Origin of the sequence: Paraburkholderia caffeinilytica, assembly GCF_003368325.1 — a bacterium.
GTDB classification, from domain to species: Bacteria; Pseudomonadota; Gammaproteobacteria; order Burkholderiales; family Burkholderiaceae; genus Paraburkholderia; species Paraburkholderia caffeinilytica.
The window spans coordinates 3,422,296-3,438,232 of record NZ_CP031466.1; the positions used below are offsets into that span (position 1 = coordinate 3,422,296).

19 protein-coding genes are annotated in these 15,937 nt (G+C 64.2%); 9 read left to right on the top strand and 10 right to left on the bottom strand.

The features are described from left to right. Positions 1 to 23 precede the first annotated feature (23 nt). The gene (locus DSC91_RS15015; RefSeq protein WP_115779453.1) at positions 24 to 1,229 is read right to left on the bottom strand and encodes an MFS transporter; all 1,206 of its coding nucleotides are present in this window, start codon (positions 1,227 to 1,229) and stop codon (positions 24 to 26) included. Positions 1,230 to 1,329: 100 nt separating this feature from the next. Between DSC91_RS15015 and DSC91_RS15020 the strand changes: the two genes are divergently transcribed. Beyond that, entirely contained in the window at positions 1,330 to 1,611 is a 282-nt protein-coding gene (locus tag DSC91_RS15020; protein WP_167470501.1) for a hypothetical protein, read from the top strand. 54 nt (positions 1,612 to 1,665) lie between these two features. Here DSC91_RS15020 and DSC91_RS38225 read toward each other — a convergent pair whose 3' ends face one another. The 3 genes from DSC91_RS38225 to DSC91_RS15035 all read right to left on the bottom strand — a co-directional run bounded on the left by DSC91_RS38225 (position 1,666) and on the right by DSC91_RS15035 (position 4,356). Further along, positions 1,666 to 1,890: a GDCCVxC domain-containing (seleno)protein gene (locus DSC91_RS38225; protein WP_115779454.1), complete on the bottom strand. Its 225-nt coding sequence runs from the start codon at positions 1,888 to 1,890 to the stop codon at positions 1,666 to 1,668. 62 nt (positions 1,891 to 1,952) lie between these two features. Continuing rightward, entirely contained in the window at positions 1,953 to 3,914 is a 1,962-nt protein-coding gene (locus DSC91_RS15030; protein ID WP_115779455.1) for a hypothetical protein, read from the bottom strand. 301 nt (positions 3,915 to 4,215) lie between these two features. Then, positions 4,216 to 4,356, bottom strand: a complete 141-nt coding sequence (locus tag DSC91_RS15035; RefSeq protein WP_373291961.1) for a glycine zipper 2TM domain-containing protein — start codon at positions 4,354 to 4,356, stop codon at positions 4,216 to 4,218. Positions 4,357 to 4,634: 278 nt separating this feature from the next. Between DSC91_RS15035 and DSC91_RS15040 the strand changes: the two genes are divergently transcribed. The 5 genes from DSC91_RS15040 (at position 4,635) to DSC91_RS15060 (ending at position 7,886) form a co-directional block, all read left to right on the top strand. After that, entirely contained in the window at positions 4,635 to 4,988 is a 354-nt protein-coding gene (locus DSC91_RS15040; protein ID WP_115779457.1) for a YciI family protein, read from the top strand. Positions 4,989 to 5,143: 155 nt separating this feature from the next. After that, positions 5,144 to 5,557, top strand: a complete 414-nt coding sequence (locus DSC91_RS15045; protein ID WP_115779458.1) for a YciI family protein — start codon at positions 5,144 to 5,146, stop codon at positions 5,555 to 5,557. 37 nt (positions 5,558 to 5,594) lie between these two features. Continuing rightward, positions 5,595 to 6,122 (top strand): SRPBCC family protein, encoded by a 528-nt coding sequence (locus tag DSC91_RS15050; protein ID WP_115779459.1) that lies wholly within the window; start codon positions 5,595 to 5,597, stop codon positions 6,120 to 6,122. Between the two features lie 74 nt (positions 6,123 to 6,196). Further along, a complete protein-coding gene (locus DSC91_RS15055) occupies positions 6,197 to 6,604 on the top strand; it encodes a VOC family protein (RefSeq protein ID WP_115779460.1) in 408 nt (135 codons plus the stop codon). A gap of 4 nt (positions 6,605 to 6,608) precedes the next feature. After that, positions 6,609 to 7,886 (top strand): RNA polymerase sigma factor, encoded by a 1,278-nt coding sequence (locus DSC91_RS15060; protein WP_115779461.1) that lies wholly within the window; start codon positions 6,609 to 6,611, stop codon positions 7,884 to 7,886. Between the two features lie 116 nt (positions 7,887 to 8,002). Here DSC91_RS15060 and DSC91_RS15065 read toward each other — a convergent pair whose 3' ends face one another. From DSC91_RS15065 to DSC91_RS15080, 4 genes are all read right to left on the bottom strand, one after another. Continuing rightward, entirely contained in the window at positions 8,003 to 8,581 is a 579-nt protein-coding gene (locus DSC91_RS15065; protein WP_115779462.1) for a DUF4337 domain-containing protein, read from the bottom strand. Between the two features lie 157 nt (positions 8,582 to 8,738). After that, entirely contained in the window at positions 8,739 to 8,915 is a 177-nt protein-coding gene (locus DSC91_RS15070) for a DUF1427 family protein (protein WP_115779857.1), read from the bottom strand. A 55-nt stretch (positions 8,916 to 8,970) separates the two neighbouring features. Then, positions 8,971 to 9,936, bottom strand: a complete 966-nt coding sequence (locus DSC91_RS15075) for a quinone oxidoreductase family protein (RefSeq protein WP_115779463.1) — start codon at positions 9,934 to 9,936, stop codon at positions 8,971 to 8,973. Positions 9,937 to 10,214: 278 nt separating this feature from the next. Beyond that, a complete protein-coding gene (locus DSC91_RS15080) occupies positions 10,215 to 11,054 on the bottom strand; it encodes an AraC family transcriptional regulator (protein WP_115779464.1) in 840 nt (279 codons plus the stop codon). Between the two features lie 291 nt (positions 11,055 to 11,345). On the opposite strand from DSC91_RS15080, the gene DSC91_RS15085 reads away from it, so the two are divergent. Further along, a complete protein-coding gene (locus DSC91_RS15085) occupies positions 11,346 to 11,882 on the top strand; it encodes a GNAT family N-acetyltransferase (protein ID WP_115779465.1) in 537 nt (178 codons plus the stop codon). Positions 11,883 to 12,056: 174 nt separating this feature from the next. Here the strand turns inward: DSC91_RS15085 and DSC91_RS15090 are convergent, their stop codons facing one another. After that, the gene (locus tag DSC91_RS15090) at positions 12,057 to 12,797 is read right to left on the bottom strand and encodes a GNAT family N-acetyltransferase (RefSeq protein ID WP_115779466.1); all 741 of its coding nucleotides are present in this window, start codon (positions 12,795 to 12,797) and stop codon (positions 12,057 to 12,059) included. Between the two features lie 108 nt (positions 12,798 to 12,905). Between DSC91_RS15090 and pdxR the strand changes: the two genes are divergently transcribed. Together pdxR and DSC91_RS15100 are read left to right on the top strand one after the other, a co-directional pair. Beyond that, a complete protein-coding gene (gene pdxR, locus DSC91_RS15095) occupies positions 12,906 to 14,465 on the top strand; it encodes a MocR-like pyridoxine biosynthesis transcription factor PdxR (protein WP_115779467.1) in 1,560 nt (519 codons plus the stop codon). Positions 14,466 to 14,688: 223 nt separating this feature from the next. Next, positions 14,689 to 15,021 carry a hypothetical protein gene (locus tag DSC91_RS15100; RefSeq protein WP_115779858.1) on the top strand — a complete coding sequence of 111 codons (333 nt, stop codon included), beginning with the start codon at positions 14,689 to 14,691 and terminating at the stop codon, positions 15,019 to 15,021. 117 nt (positions 15,022 to 15,138) lie between these two features. On the opposite strand, the gene DSC91_RS15105 is transcribed toward DSC91_RS15100, so the two are convergent. Continuing rightward, positions 15,139 to 15,795, bottom strand: a complete 657-nt coding sequence (locus DSC91_RS15105) for an aspartate/glutamate racemase family protein (protein WP_115779468.1) — start codon at positions 15,793 to 15,795, stop codon at positions 15,139 to 15,141. Positions 15,796 to 15,937: the final 142 nt, after the last annotated feature.

Genomic DNA, 15,937 nt, shown 5'->3' on the forward strand with positions numbered 1-15,937 from the left:
GCAGTTGCGTCAATAACCCAGGCTCAGCGACCCGCTGAAGTGTCAGGCGTTCGTCCTGACAAAAGCAACGCGATCGTCAGGACGCAGAAACCTGCTCCCGCATAGAACGTGGCCGCCGCACCCAGGCGGTCCCACAAAGTGCCGGCGATAACGCTGGACACAAGCGTAATGGCGCCGCTGAGCAGGTTGAAGATACCGAACGCGGTGCCGCGCAGTTGCGCAGGCGCGGTGTGAGCAACCATCGTGGCCAGCAACCCCTGTGTCATCCCCATGTGCAGACCCCACAGCGCGACGCCCACGAGCACGACGCTCCACTGGGTGCCATGGGCGAGGACCAGGTCTGAAGCAATCAACACGACGAGGCCTGCGACCAGCAATCGGGTGTGGCTCATCGTGTCGGCGAATTTCCCGAACGGATAGGCTGAAAGCGCATACACGACATTCATCGCGACCATCATGAGCGGAACCAGCGCAATCGGCACGCCACTTCCCATGGCCCGCAACACGAGAAATGCTTCACTGAACCGCGCCAGCGCAAATACTCCGCCAACTACGACCACCCACCAGTAGCGCGTGCCGAGCTGCCTGATGCTGTCCCGGCGAATCGGATTGACCCGCTTCGCGTTCGGCTCCCGCGCGGGTTCATCGATGCCAAATGTCAGCAGGGCGACCGCGAGCAGGCCGGGAATGACAGCAAGCCAGAAGGCGAGCCGGAAACTATCGGCCCACGCCAACATGATGACAACGGCCAGCAGTGGCCCGAGGAATGCGCCGACGGTGTCCAGCGACTGGCGAAGCCCAAATGCAGCACCTCGCAGATGGGGCGGCGTGACATCTGCCACGAGCGCATCGCGCGGCGCGCCTCTGATGCCTTTGCCCACCCGGTCCATGATGCGCGCGGTCACCACGATACCGATGGTCGGCGCCACGGCAAAAAGCGGTTTGCTCAGGGCGCCCAGTCCGTACCCTGCGACGGCAAGCCATTTGCGGTTTCCCAGATAGTCGCTGAGGGTTCCGGAGAACACCTTGACGATAGGCGCTACCGCCTCGGCAATGCCCTCGATGACACCGATCGTGGTTGCGCTGGCTCCGAGAGCGGCCATGAGGAACATGGGCAACAGGCTATGGATGATTTCGGATGAGATATCCATGAACAGGCTGACGCAGCCAAGCACCCACACGCTGCGCGGAATTTGCCGTAGAACACTGAGTCGCTGTTCAGTCTGCATGGAAGCCAACCTTCCCGATGAGTGGGTGCGATTCTGTCGAAGACCTGCGCTAGACTGCTCAGAAGCACCGGCGACGGCGACCTATCAGGAGACGGATGTCATGGAGCGCTCTGAATTCCTTGCAGCCACCCGGCAACTGGCAGCCGCCGCCGAGCTTCTCGCCAAGGCCGGTCCAGAGGACTGGCGGCTCGACGCGTTCGACATGCTCGCGTTCTTTCGCCGATACGACGCTCCGGATCCCGGTTTGAATGCGTTCGCGACGTCCGACGACGAGCTGTTCGCGCGCACCGGCCACGCCGCACTCACTCTGGCGGGACGCAATGAATTTGCGGCGTCGCACGCGCTTCTCAAGCAGGCCCGGTCGCTCTTGCCCGCTCGATGAATACCGACGCGTGGGACTGCTGGCGCGCGTTCGCGAGTCTTGCCTGCGGCGTTGTCACGTGTCCTGGCCCGCGCAGCATGAACCTGACTGCTGCATCGGCGGACACCTGGTGGTGCCGTACGAGCAGTACACGCAGCAGTCCCCGGGTTTCGGCCTGAGGACTGCCTTGCAATGGGCGCATTCGTAAAACCACACACAGGCGTCGGTGGGCATCGTCTCGTCTTTCTTATGACCGCACGCCGGACACGTGATGGTGGAATTCAACACGACTTCAGTCATCACTGCACCTGCATCATGTAGGACGGACAGCCCGCATCGGCCGTAGCCTGCGCCGGTTTGCCCTAGTCGTTGTACTTCGTCATATCGTAGTACGTGGTTCCGTTCTGTCCACCCCCCAACTGCACGAGCCGCGAACCACCGGACGTCAACGCCGGGAACGGGCAATTCGTGCAAGTCTGCACGCCTGCGGCATTCAGCCCCGCAAAGACGGTGGCCTGATACTGGCCGACCGTGGTGTTGTTCGGCGCGCCGCTCGAGAAGCCGTCGATTGCCGTCGTCGAACTGGAGCCCGTTCCAGGGGTGGCCTGGATCTGCACGGACGTCACCGGATACGCGAGATTCTGTCCGTTCACGAGGCTCGACCACGTTACGCTCATCGCGTACTGCACGCCGGCCAGCGACCCACTTGGCGTGAGGAACTGGGTCGCGAAGTCAGACAGCAGTGTCGGCCACGCGACCGTGCTGCCCGCCGCCGCGTTCAACGGACTGCCCGGATTGATGATCGACGACTGGCCGAGCTGTGCGCCGTTCGCGTCGTAGAAGGTCACGGTGTAGGTCGAGTAAAGCGGCACGGTGCTCGCGTCGATCGACTGCGCCGAGTAGTAGCCGGTCGAAGCCGCCGGCGTGAAGGTCGCGGTCGACGACAGCGATTGCCATGACCAGCGGTACAGCTCCGTATTGCTGCTGGTCGTCGCCGGCGAGACCGGCGCCGCGCTCAACGGCAGATCCGACAAACCCAGCGAGCTGATGCCGAGCGCATTGCGCGGCATCAGCCAGATCGGCGCGGCGAGGCCGGGTCCTGTGATGGAAGCCGAATACACCGTCGGATTCAACGTGGTCGGAATCGAAATCTTGAGACCCGACTCGTAACGGTTCACGTCGTTCAGCTTCGAATCGAGGAAGGTGCGGCGCTGGATTTGCGAATTGATGGCCACAGCGAATTGCGACTGATTGCCGATCAGATCCCAGCCGAGCTGCGTGCCGTTCGCCAGCGTGACGGGCGTGGAGAGCGGTTGCGCGATGGTGTAGAGCACGCCGGTGGCGGTGCCGCTCGCCAGCGTGAACGGCAACTGCAAGAGCGCAAGCTGCTTGCCGTTGCGCGTGAAGAAGGCGAGCGTTTTCGGCGAGCCGAACACCGCGCCGGTGAGGGTCGTGTCGGTCAGGCCGTGGGCGATGGCCAGATCGGTCGAGCCGCTTTCGAGGTAGGCGGAGTCGATTGCCGGCGAGCACGACGTGTTGAGCGTGCCGCTCGCCGCGCAGGCGGTCAGCAGGGACGCAAGCGGCTCCAGATAGTTGGCCGCCGCGGGCGGCGCGGCCAGCGTGACCGACTGGGCGGTCTGGTTGTTCAGCGCGACGGTCGTGCCCGGCGCCGCATTCGATAGCAGCAACAGGCCGCCGTTGGGTGCCGACACCAGCGACACCGTGTCGATCACCGCATCGGCGCCGGTATGGTTCGGCGTGAAGGCCGTGCCGATGGGATCGAAGCCCGCCGTCTGGATGCCGTTCTGCGTGAGGATTTTCGCCAGCATCGTGTCGAGCGTGATGGTGGCGATCTGCACGGACGGCAGCGTCACCTTGGCGAGCGCCGTGGTGGATGCGAGGTCGGTCGGATTCCCCGAGGCCGTCAGCATGGCGGCGATCGCCGTGGTCAGCGTCGTGACGTTGACGACCGCCGGCGCTGTGCCGCTCGGCAATTTGGCGAGTACGGAGAAGAGCGGGGCGGAGACGCCGGTGGCGTCGCTGGCGACGATCAGGAACGGCGCGGTCATGCCCTTCACCGAGACCGTGTACACGCCCTGGGCGTTGGTGGTTGCCGTGGCCTGAGCGCCGGTCGCATCGGTCAGCGTGACGGTTGCGCCCACCAGGGCGCTCCCGGTGGCGACGGTGCCGCTCACCGAGGTGGCCGTGACCGTCGACGTGCTTGACGACGAGCTGGAGCCGCCGCCGCTGCCGCAACCGCCGAGTTGGAACAACGCAAAGGCCACGGCGGCCGCGACGCCGCTACGCACTAACGATCGATGCATGAATTTCCCCGATGCTCTGTTTATATGATTCGTTTGTTATTTCGGCAGATTATGCCGATGAGTTTGATTGCATTGGTGCGTCGATTTATCGGATTGAAAGCGGATTATTGGCTGCCTTTAATCTACAGACAATGCGTTCACGACGCGCCTAAGCGCGTTGGGAGAATACTTGAAAGTGGCGTTGTTGTGTTACGCCGGACGGCGGCTGAATAGGAGAATATGAAGGGTTGTTGCGCTTTCGAACCCGTCATATTCTCTGATCGAATTACTTCAGGCTTTATTCGGGCACTTCAGGCGCTCGTTACTTGCCCAGTTCGTGTCCGATAATCCCGCCGGCTACCGCGCCGCCGACTGTGCCGACCGCGCTGTGATTGGTTGCCTCGTTGCCGATCACGCCGCCTGCCACCGCACCGCCAAGGGTGCAGCCGGCCGTCAATGTCATTAGCGCCAATGCGATTGCAATGAGGCCCAGGCCAGATCGATTCCGCATGATGTCACCTCGGAAGTGTGTCGATATAACCGAAGCAGCAATCCACATGCCGCATCCGTATTACGAGTGTCCGTAGGGCTTGCGATCCGCCGGTGTCCGGGCGGTGCAACGGGTTTGCTGGAGTCATCCGCGCTTGCTAGACTGCTTTTCGCAACCGAACTGTAAGCGCGCTTTTATCGTCGTATGCCTGCCAGGCGTTGACGTCCACGGCGCGATTAATTGGAGACGCCATGTCTTACATGCTGCTTATCGTCGAACCCCCGAATCAGCGCATCGAACGTGGTGAGCAGGCGGGGCGTGAGGCCTATGACCAGATGGTGCGTTTCGCCGCCGGTCTCAAAGAGCGCGGCAAGCTGGTCGCCGCCGAGGCGCTGACCTCCACGAGTGACGCCGTGCGCGTGCAGGTGCGCGACGGTCAACCGAAACTGCTCGATGGCCCGTTCGCCGAAGCCAAGGAAATGATCGGCGGCTTCTACCTGCTCGATTGCGAATCCCGTGAAGAAGCGGTGGCGATCGCGCAAGCCTGTCCGGCGGCCTCGTGGTGCACCGTCGAAGTCCGCAAACTCGGGCCGTGTTTCCTGTAAGCCGATCCGACTATCCGCGGCTGTTCTCCTAGGGCTTTCCCTGGACTGGCGGCAAGTCTGTCGATCCGGTCGCGCATCGCTCGTCGTGTGAGTGAAGAGCCAGCAAACAAATAACGGCTCCCGACTTGCCACCCATCACCCAAGGAGCGACCGCGATGCGATTCATGATCATAGTGAAGGCGACTGCCGTCAGCGAAGCCGGCGGTCCGCCGGACCCCACCATGATGGCCGCAATGGGCGCGTACCACGAAGAGCTGACCAAGGCCGGCGTGCTGCTCGACGTCAACGGCTTGCACCCGAGTTCGAAAGGCTGGCGCATTCACTACAGCGCGGGCAAGCGCACGCTGACCGACGGTCCGTTCGCGGAAACCAAGGAACTGATCGCCGGCTACACGCTGATTCAGGTTCGCTCCCGCGAGGAAGCGATGGAATGGGTGCGACGGTATCCGGCGCCGTTCGGCGAGCAGGCCGAAGGCGAAATCGAAGTGCGCCAACTGCATGGACACGAGGACTTCGAGCCGGGCACGGAAGTGGACCGTTCCCGCAAGCTGGACGCGGTCAAACATTGATCGCGACGCCGATCCAGCCACACCGGGAGGATTCATCATGCTTAAAGTCATTCTGATCGCCGTCGTCGCGGCGGTGGGTCTGCTGCTCATTTATGCGGCGACGCGGCCCGACAACTTTCGCATCGAGCGCAGCGTGCGCATCGAGGCGCCCCCTGAGCGGATCTACGGATTGATCGACGACCTGCATCAATTCAATCGCTGGAATCCGTTCCTGCGCAAAGATCCCGCGGCGCAAGGCACTTATAGCGGCACGCCAAGCGGCAAGGGCGCCCGTTATGCGTGGCAAAGCGAAAAGGTCGGCGTGGGGCAAATGGAGATCGTCGAGACGGCGGCGCCGTCGAACGTGACGATGAACCTCGATTTCATCAAGCCGTTCGAGGCGCACAACATCGCCGATTTCACGTTGAAGCCGGAGGCCGGTGCGACGCAGGTCACCTGGGCGATGCATGGGCCTTCTCCGTATCTGTCTAAGCTGATCGCGGTGTTCGTCAGCATGGACCGGATGGTCGGCAAGGATTTCGAAGACGGCCTGGGCAATCTGAAAACGCTGGCCGAGGCGAGTTGAATACGCGGGATCGCTGTGTACGTGGCGCACTGCGCCGTCTCGGCGAGCCCACAACCCGATCAATGGATTCCATCATGCATAAGCAGATCTACGTCAATCTCGCCGTCGGCGACCTCGAACGATCGAAGGCATTTTTCAGCGCGATCGGTTTCAGCTTCGAGGCGCAATTCACCAACGAGCAGGCCGCGTGTCTGATCCTCGGCGAGAACCTCTACGCGATGCTGCTGGTCAAGGACCTGTTCAAGTCCTTCACGCGCAAGTCGCTTTGCAATCCGAAGGAAAGCACCGAGGCGTTGTTGGGCTTGTCGTGCGAGAGCCGGGGCGAGGTGGATGCGCTGGTCGCGAAGGCGCTCGCCGCCGGCGGCACGGTGCCGCGCGCGCCGCAGGACTACGGTTTCATGTACGGGCACGGCTTCGAAGATATCGACGGACACATCTGGGAGCTGATCTACATGGATCCGAACGCCAAGGCAGTGGACTGATCCCGTGACAAAGCCGGCCACCCATCGTGCCATCGAGGCAGTCTGGCGGATCGAATCCGCCAAGGTCATCGCCCACGTTGCGCGGATCGTGCGCGACGTGGGGCTCGCCGAAGAACTGGCGCAGGACGCGCTGGTGTCGGCGCTCGAACATTGGCCTGACGCGGGCGTACCCGACAACCCGGGAGCGTGGCTGATGGCGACTGCGAAGAACCGCGCCCTCGACCGCTTGCGCCAGGACGCGCTGCATGCCCGCAAGCGCGAAGAATTGGGCCACGATCTCGATGCATTGGAGGCACATCTCGTGCCGGATTTCGTCGATACGCTCGATGCCGCACGCGCCGACGATATCGGCGACGACCTGCTGCGGCTGGTGTTCACGGCGTGCCATCCGGTGTTGTCGACCGATGCACGCGTTGCGCTGACGCTGCGGCTGCTCGGCGGCCTCACTACGGACGAAATCGCCCGCGCGTTTCTCGTGCCCGAGCCGACCATCGCGCAGCGCATCGTGCGGGCCAAGCGCACGCTATCCGCGGCCAAAGTGCCGTTCGAGGTGCCGCAGGCGGATGCGCGTGCGCCGCGGCTCGCATCGGTGCTGCAGGTGATCTATCTGATTTTCAACGAGGGCTATTCGGCCACCGCCGGCGACGACTGGATGCGTCCGGCGTTGTGCGAGGAAGCGCTGCGGCTCGGGCGCGTGCTGAGCGGGCTCGTGCCGGACGAAAGCGAGGTGCACGGCCTCGTCGCGTTGATGGAAATCCAGGCGTCGCGTACGCATGCGCGCACCGATGCCGAGGGCCGGCCGGTGCTGCTGCTCGACCAGGACCGCAGCCGCTGGGACCCGCTGCTGATTCGCCGCGGACTGGCTGCGCTCGGCACCGCGCACGCGTTGGGCGGCGCGAGCGGGCCGTATGCGTTGCAGGCGGCGCTCGCCGCCTGTCATGCGCGCGCTCGCCGTGCCGAAGAGACCGATTGGCCGCAGATCGTCGCGCTGTACGACGCACTGGCGCAGGTGGCGCCTTCGCCGGTGGTGGAATTGAACCGGGCGGTGGCGGTCGGCATGGCGTTCGGACCGGCTGCCGGTCTGGAAATCGTCGATGCGCTCGCCGCCGACCCGGCGCTCGCGAACTATCACTGGCTGCCGAGCGTGCGCGGCGACCTGCTGGAGAAACTCGGCCGGGTAGAGGAGGCACGCGCCGAGTTCGAACGCGCAGCCACCATGACGCGCAATGCGCGTGAGCGCGAACTGTTGCTCGAGCGTGCTGCGCGCGGCAGCACGCATTGAACCGTACGCAATTTATCGGATTAGCTGGCGTACGCCCAAGGCCACACCCTGCTCCTTAATTCATTCATGCAACAAGGCGTAACCACTCGCTACGCCTTGCTGCACCGCGCACGCAATCACGCCGAAAAGAACGCCACAGCGGCGGTGATTACGCCCGCAGCCGCAGTCCCAAACGACAGATTGCGCAGCCATTTCTTGCGGGTCAGCAACGTGATCGCACACAGGGCGATCGCCACCTGAATCAAGGTCGTGGCCTGCGCCCAGCGATGATGGCCGTGCAGCAGCGCTTCGCTCTTGGCGTCGTTGTCCACGACTTCCTTTTCGATCGCTTCAGCCTTCGCGCGGATCGGCTCTTTCTGCTGCTTGTATTTGTCGACGTCGGCGACGAACTTCGCGTGCGCATCCGTATTGCCGGGCGACAGCGCAGCGCCGAGTTCAGCGAGATTCTGTTTCTCGCCCTTGGCCTGGTAGTAGTTCCATTGATTCGACGCTTCAGTCTTTTTAATGGCGGCTTCGTTCTTGTAGTACAGCGCCAGATTTTCGCTGTTGCCGCTCTGATAGGCGCACAGTGCGCCGATCGTCGCGAGGATCGCCGTCATCACGGCCATGCGGCTCGCGAACGGGTCCGCGTCGTGATGGCCCGCGTGTTCAACCGCATGGTCGTGCGGACCATGCACTTCATATTCTTCAGACATCTGATTCTCCGAGCCAGGCTTTTTTTGTGGTCTCCGGGCGGCGCGCATGGCGGTGGCACATGCGTGCGCGGCGGCGCAAGTGCTGCGCGCCGGCCCGGCGGGCTCAATCTTAGCGTGACGCGCTCGGAGAGGGAAAAGGTATCGGTGAAAGGAGGCGTCAGTGAATGCCGACGGCCAGCCATGTCCGCACGAGCAGGATTGCATGCTCGCCGGCCAGCATGCCGAGCAATCCGACCAGGGCGACCGTCGGCGGGGCAGGCGATTTTACCTGCATGACGCTGTACAGCAGACCGACCACGACGCCGGCAGCGAGTGAGATCAAATACGCTTTCATGTTCTTCATATCCATCTGAAACGCGGGCAGCCACGCCCGCCGGTCGCTCTGGCTATTACATCGTGATGACGACGCGGCCGCGCGTGCCGGCGGCCACTGCCTCGTAGGCTTCGCGGGCTCGTTCGAGCGGAAAGACCTGCGCGATGGCCGGCCCTTGCAGCTTGCCGCTTTCGAAGCCGTCCACCAGCGCCGTCATCAACGGCGCCGATTCGGCGACGCCCAGCTTGGCGCTGTCCACGCCGAGCAGTTGCGTTTCGTTGTGATAGAAGCCGATCAGGTCGAATTCCACGCGGCGTTTGCCCGTAGCGCTGATTTCCAGCACCCGGCCGCGGCGCTTGACGAGACTCAGTGCGGTCTCGAACGCGACGCCACCGACCGTGTCGTACACCACGTCCGCGCCGGCGCCGCCGGTCAGCGCCCGGACGCCCGCGGTGACGTTTTCGTCGAACGGAACGTAGTCGTCGATCAACCGGCCGGCGGGCGTATCGGCAGAAAGCGGATGACGGTCGAGGGCAATCGCGCGCGCGCCGCGCGCTTTCGCGATCTGTACCACCGCGCCGCCGACACCGCCGCCCGCGCCGATGACGGCGATCGTCTCGCGCGCCTGCAGGTGTGCATATTCGACCGTGCCGAGCCAGGCGACCACAAAGTTCACGCCGATCGCGGCGGCTTCCGTATGGCTGAGCGTGGCGGGCTTGCGCGACAGCGCGGCGAGCGGAATCCTGATGAACTCGGCGTGCGTGCCGTCGCGCGTGAAGCCGATGTCCCCGCCGGTGCCCCACACTTCTGCGCCGAGCCATGCCTGTGGGCCGTCCACCACGACGCCGCTGAAATCGCGGCCTGGCGTGCGCGGCAGGACGGTGTGTTCGAAATGGCCGGACACATTCTTGACGTCGCTCGGATTCACCGAGGCCGCCTTGACCTGGACGACGGCGCTGTCCGCGTCGGCTTGGGGCGTCGGCAGATCGACGTATTCGAGCACCTCGGGGTCGCCAAATGTCTTGAACTGAATCGCTTTCATTGCGTGTCACTCCTGTCGGGTCTTGCGCTGCGTCGTGCAGCCGATGAGCGTAGTCTAGATGGCCGGTACAGAGGCGTTGAGACAAAGACTTTCGAATTTCGGACAAGAGGTGCTGTGGGCTGGTGTGCGGGCGGTGTGGGGGGCCGTTTGCCCGTGGGTTGGTGGCTCAGTGGGTGAGTGGCTCCGTGGCTCAATGGCTCAGGAGCGATCAAATCGTTCAACTGATAGCAAGCGGCTCGGTTGCAAGGGCCAATCTCAGCGCCCTCGGCGCGAATGACTCAGCCGCCGCCGGACAGGTTGTCTTGCTCCTGCTCCAGTAAAGCATCAGAAGCCGCTTCGCTGAGCGTGCCGCTCGGATCGAAGCCGGTGGGCGGCGCGCCGAGTTCGCGCCGGAACATGTCGCTGAAGCTGCTCGGTTGGAAGCCCAGCGAGCGCGCGATGCTGCTGACGGAGCGTCCCTCGGCGAGGCCTGATACGGCCACCGCGAGTTGCACCTGACGCCGCCATTCGGCAAACCCCACCCCCAGCTCGCGCGTAAAGAGGCGCGCGAGCGTGCGCACGCTCGCGCCGACCGAGGCCGCATGCTGCTCGAAGCTGATCGCAATCGATGGGTTGTCGATCACCGCGCGGCACAACGCATCGAGCCGCCGGTCCGAAGCGTCGGGCAGCGCAATGCGCAGCGACGAGCGCGGCGCGTGCTCCAACTCCAGCATCGCGAGACGATAGGCGGCTTCCAGATAGGTTTCGTCGCGCGCATGGGTGCGCTCGTGTTCCGCAATCGATGTGATGAGTTCGCGCAGCAGCCCGTTGATTTCAAACACGTCGCTGCGTCGGCTTAGATGGCCGACGTTGCGCTCGTGGAGATAGATATTGCGCATCTCCACGTCGCTCATCATGTGGATCGAGTGGACTGTGCCGGCCGGCAACCAGACCGCGCGCTGCGGCGGCACCACCAACGCTTCGCGGCCGACTTCCACCCACATCACGCCCGACACCGCGTACAGCACCTGCGCCCACGTATGCGAATGCGGGTCGATGCGCAGCCCACGCGGATAGTGCCGCGCGAGCGAACGGGCGTCGGCGTCGTCGTGAAGTTCGGGTGGGCGGGCTTTGGGCACGGCGGTTCGGTTCGGTGTTCGCGGTCGCGTATGGAGAATGCGGACCCTGATGGTTCGTGTGCGAAGCATAGCGCGAGGCGTGGTGCTTATCGCGCCGACGTAGCTGCGCATGCGTATCCATCGAGTGTAGGTGAAGCCCCTTCGCACGCCAGCGCTTGCAGTATGGCGCGCGCTGTCGGGACGCTGTCGGGATTTTGGCAGCGAACCTGGCGCGTAAGAAATCTGCGATCATCCGGGGCACGCTTCAACGCTTCTCAACTCGCTGCGTCTACGCCAATCACCCTCCCGCCCATGTCCAGCCACCCCACGCTTCTCACCACCGACCGTCTGATCATGCGTCCGCACACGCGCGACGATTTCCTCGAAAGCTATGCAATGTGGTCCGATCCCGAAGTGATCCGCTACATCGGCGGCAAGCCGTTCACGCGCGAGGAAGTCTGGGCGCGCCTGCTGCGCTACGCCGGACATTGGGCGTTGCTGGGCTACGGCTATTGGGTGGTGCGGGAAAAGGACGGCGGCCGGTTCCTGGGCGAAGTCGGCTTTGCCGACTACCATCGCGAGATCGAGCCTTCCTTGATGGACACGCCGGAAATCGGTTGGGCACTGGACCCAGCCGTCCACAACCGCGGCTACGCGACCGAAGCCGTGCGCGCCGCGCTCGGTTGGGCCGATGCGCATTGGCCTGACGGCGAGACGGCTTGCATCATCGCGCCGGAAAACCAGCCGTCGCTGAACGTCGCGCGCAAGTGTGGTTATCGTGAGCAACTCCGCACGACGTACAAAGGCAACCCAACCATCATGCTGCGGCGAATGGCAGGCGTGGCCTGAGTCGTCGCACGGCAAGACACAAGAAGTCTCTTTAGTCTCTGAAGCCTTGGGATTGACGAGCCGGGGCATGCCGGCATGCATTCAGGCTCTCTGGTCCCTGAAGCCCCGGAATCATCGAGCCGGCGCATGCCGGTCCGCCAGCCGGCTTGCAACCGGCCCGCGAGCCGACCACCCTTATTGACCGGCTTCGCCCGCCGCCGCCCGCTGCTGCGCGATCAGGTCCACCAGCCGTTCAACCTGCTTGCCCTGTGCATCGAAATTGCCGGCATCGAGCCAGCGCGTATAGCTCGGACGCAGCGCAGGCCATTCGCTGTCGATGATCGAAAACCACGCGGTATCGCGATTGCGTTCGCGATACACGAGCGCCTGCCGGAAGATCCCTTCGAACGTGAAGCCATAGCGCAACGCCGCCGTGCGCGACGGTCCATTCAGCGAATCGCACTTCCATTCGAAGCGGCGATAGCCGAGGTCGTCGAATACATGGTTCATCAGCAGGAACATCGCTTCGGTGGCAATGCGCGTGCGCTTCAGGCGCGTCGAATAGGTGACGTGCCCGACTTCGATCACGCCGTTCGCGCGGTCGATGCGCATCAGCGCGAGCGTGCCGACCGCCTTGCCGGTGGCCAGATCGATCACCGCGTAGTGCAGCGGGTCGGGCGATGCGGCCATCCGCGTCAGATGCTCGCGATACGCGGCCAGGCTCTCGAACGGACCGACCGTCAGATAGGTCCAGTCGCGGGCATCGGGCGCCGAACTGTAGGCCTCGTACAAGTCCGCTGCATGGCGTTCGACGTCCACCGGTTCGATCCGGCAATACTGCCCCGCCAGCGGCTCGCGGCCGGGCGCCTGGGCGCCTTTCCAATCCGGCACGAGGGCGCCGATCGGCTGTTCGAACGCATTACGTCTTGGTTCCATGTCTGCTCTCCTGTCGAGAGTGGGCGATGCTTGCTTATGGAGAACGATACGGCAAACGTGGTATGTTAAAAAGATCCAACAGAACGTCATTTGATAGGTCCAGCCAAGATGATCGAGATCATTGGCCCGCTTGCCAATCCCGCCGCCGCGACCCTCGACGGTAGCGGCGAAAAGTCCGCGCCGCTGCAAAAACAGCTCATTGAGCGGTTGCAGCAGGCGATCCTCACGGGGCGTTTGCCGGCGGGGACGCTGTTGCCGTCGTCGCGTTTGCTGGCGGCGGAGATGGGCGTGTCGCGCAACACGGTGGTGATCGCGTACGAGCATCTGGCCGCGGTCGGTTATGTCGTGGCCGACAAAAAGGGCACGCGCGTGAGTCCGCTTTCCAGTCCGTCGGCACGCGGTGAAACGCGGACCCCGCCGGCCGCGCCGGAGGTCGCCTACGCGGCGCGGGTCGAGCAATTCGCGGCGACCCGCACTCACGCCGACAACACCTTGCCGCTGACACCGGGCACGCCCGCACTGGACCGCTTTCCACTGGCCGCCTGGCGGCGCTCTTTCGAACGGTCGATGGAACGCGCGTTGCCGCTCGCACTTGGCTACGGCGACCCGGTGGGCGAGCCGGCGCTGCGCGACGCGATTGCTGCGCATTTGCGGATGGCGCGGGGCGTGCGCTGCGAGGGTTCGCAGGTGGTCATCACCGAAGGCGCGCAGGAAGCGCTGAACCTGTGCGTGCGGCTGTTCACGAATCCGCGCGACATCGCGTGGGTGGAAGATCCGGGCTATCGCGGCGCCAAAGCGGCTTTCACCCTCGGCGATCTGAGCATGCGGCCGATGCCGGTCGATCCCGAAGGCATCGCGGTGCCGCCCGACGCGTGGCGCACGCATCCTCCGAAGCTGATCTACACGTCGCCCGCGCATCAATATCCGACCGGGGCGGTGTTGTCGGTGGCGCGCCGGCTGGAACTGATCGCGCAGGCGCGCCGCTGCGGCGCGTGGCTGATCGAAGACGACTACGACGGAGAATTCCGCCATACCGGCGAGCCGATCGCCAGCATGCAGGGGCTGGTCGAGGACGCGCCGGTTTTGTACGTCGGCTCGTTCAGCAAAACGATGTTTCCGGCGCTGCGCATCGGCTTTGTGGTGCTGCCGCGCACAATCGCCGCGCACACGGCTGTCGCGGTGCAGGAGATGCTGCGCGGCGGGCATCGTCTGGAGCAACTGGCGCTTGCGCATTTCATCGACAGCGGCGAATTCGGGCGGCATCTGGGCCGCATGCGGCGTTTGTACCGGGAGCGCCAGCAGGCGCTGCGCGATGCGCTCACCGCGCATTTCGCGCCGTCGCAGATTCTGGGCGGCAATTGCGGCATGCATCTGACGCTTCGCTTGCCGTCGCACATTGCCGATCGAACCCTCGCCCAACGCGCGCTTGCCGAGCGGCTCAATCCACGTGCGCTGTCGGGTTTTGCATTGCAGCAGCGCGAGGAAACGAACGGGCTGGTGATCGGCTACGGCAGCACGCCAGCCGACCAACTGAGGCTGGCTGTCCGCGTCTTGGCCAAGCTTGTGGGCGAGGCGGCGAGCGGGTCGGCGAGCGAGTCGACAAGCGGGGCGGGAAGTAGGTCGGCAAGCAGCTCGGCAAACAGCTCGACATCCCGGCGAGCCGTGTAAGTTTTTGCGTTTGTCCGCGTGACCCATGTCGCGCTATCGTGTCGTTTATGCGCGGCGAATTCGGATTGCACGATGTCGACGAATCGCCCGCAGCTCATGCCCAGCGCAGCGCCTGCAACATCGCGCGACACGTGGCGAGCACCTGCCGAGCCGCAACCGGGCTCGGGCATGAAGAATGCCTTGCTTGTGGTTATCTTTGACGATCTATCCGACCGGAGACGACATGAAGGAAATCGAACCGACCGCTTGGTATGAGCTTGCCGCCCACACGCCCGTTCGTGACGGCTGGTACGAGGTGCAGTTGACGAGCGGCGACACGGCGTTTGCGAAATATGGCGACGGCGTATGGACCGAGAAACCGTTGCTGGTGTTCACGCACTGGCGCGGCCTTTCCGCCGATCCGTCGAAAGCGGCCGACGGCGAGGCCGAATCGATCGGCGCCGAGGCTACCGCGGCTCAAGGCGTGCGCGCCGCATGGAACGCGTTCTTCCCAGGACTCGGCGAAGAGCAGCACAAACCGCTTGATGCAATGCCCAACGGCAAAGCGCCGCATTGACGGCTAACGCAAGGATTGGGCGGCGGCTTGCGGCTGCCGCCTGATGCTATCTGTGCGAATCGGCTTGCCGTCCGGCAGCCAGTCTCACTTGACGAGGTACTCCGCGAACATCGCGCTTCAGGCGGCGAGTGCGGCTGCGTGGATTGCGGCGGCGAGGGCGATGGCCGGTGTGGTCAGCGGTTTCGCTCCGCCCTTGACCAACAAGGCCGCACCGGCCATTGATGTTTGCGCGAACGCTACGACGTCCGCGCCGTTTTCGTAGGCCGCGTCCGCAGCGGCGGCGATCATGGACAGGTAGCCTGCTGTGTCGTCTGCTCTGAAACGGTCCCATGCGCCACTCACCAACTGAACCTCGACTTCCGCGGCGGTGCGCGTGGCGGCTTGAGCGAACACGCGCGTGGTCGGGTCGAGTGTGGTGGAGACGGTGCATAGCACGACAACCTTGCCGCCATTCTCCACCGCGCGCCGAGCCAACGCGGCATCGGCCCGCAAAATGGGCACCGGTGCGGCTTGCGCGGCGAGGACGTCATTGACTGACGGGCCGAGCGTCGAGCAGTTGAGCAAAACAGCGTGCGCGTTGTCCTTCAGCGAGAGGAGCACCGCGCGGGTTTGTGACGCGATTGCCTCGGTCAAGCCGCCGGCCTGCTCAGCGGCCGCGAGCAAGTCGGCGCGGACCACGTGGGCTAACTCGAGTGCTTCGAATCCGGCGGCGCGGGCGGCTGCATCGAACAAGGCGATGTTGCTGTCAGCGGTGTGCAAGCAGACGATGCGCACGGTTTCTCCGACGGGTTGGGGTGGTTTTACATTCTCGCCTGGAATCGGCTGTCCGTCGTGCCGGATGCTTCAAAGCAAATCAGAAGGACTTGCGAACGCGGAATCGGATAAGCGCCGCGATTCCTGCGGGTCATTGGCCCAG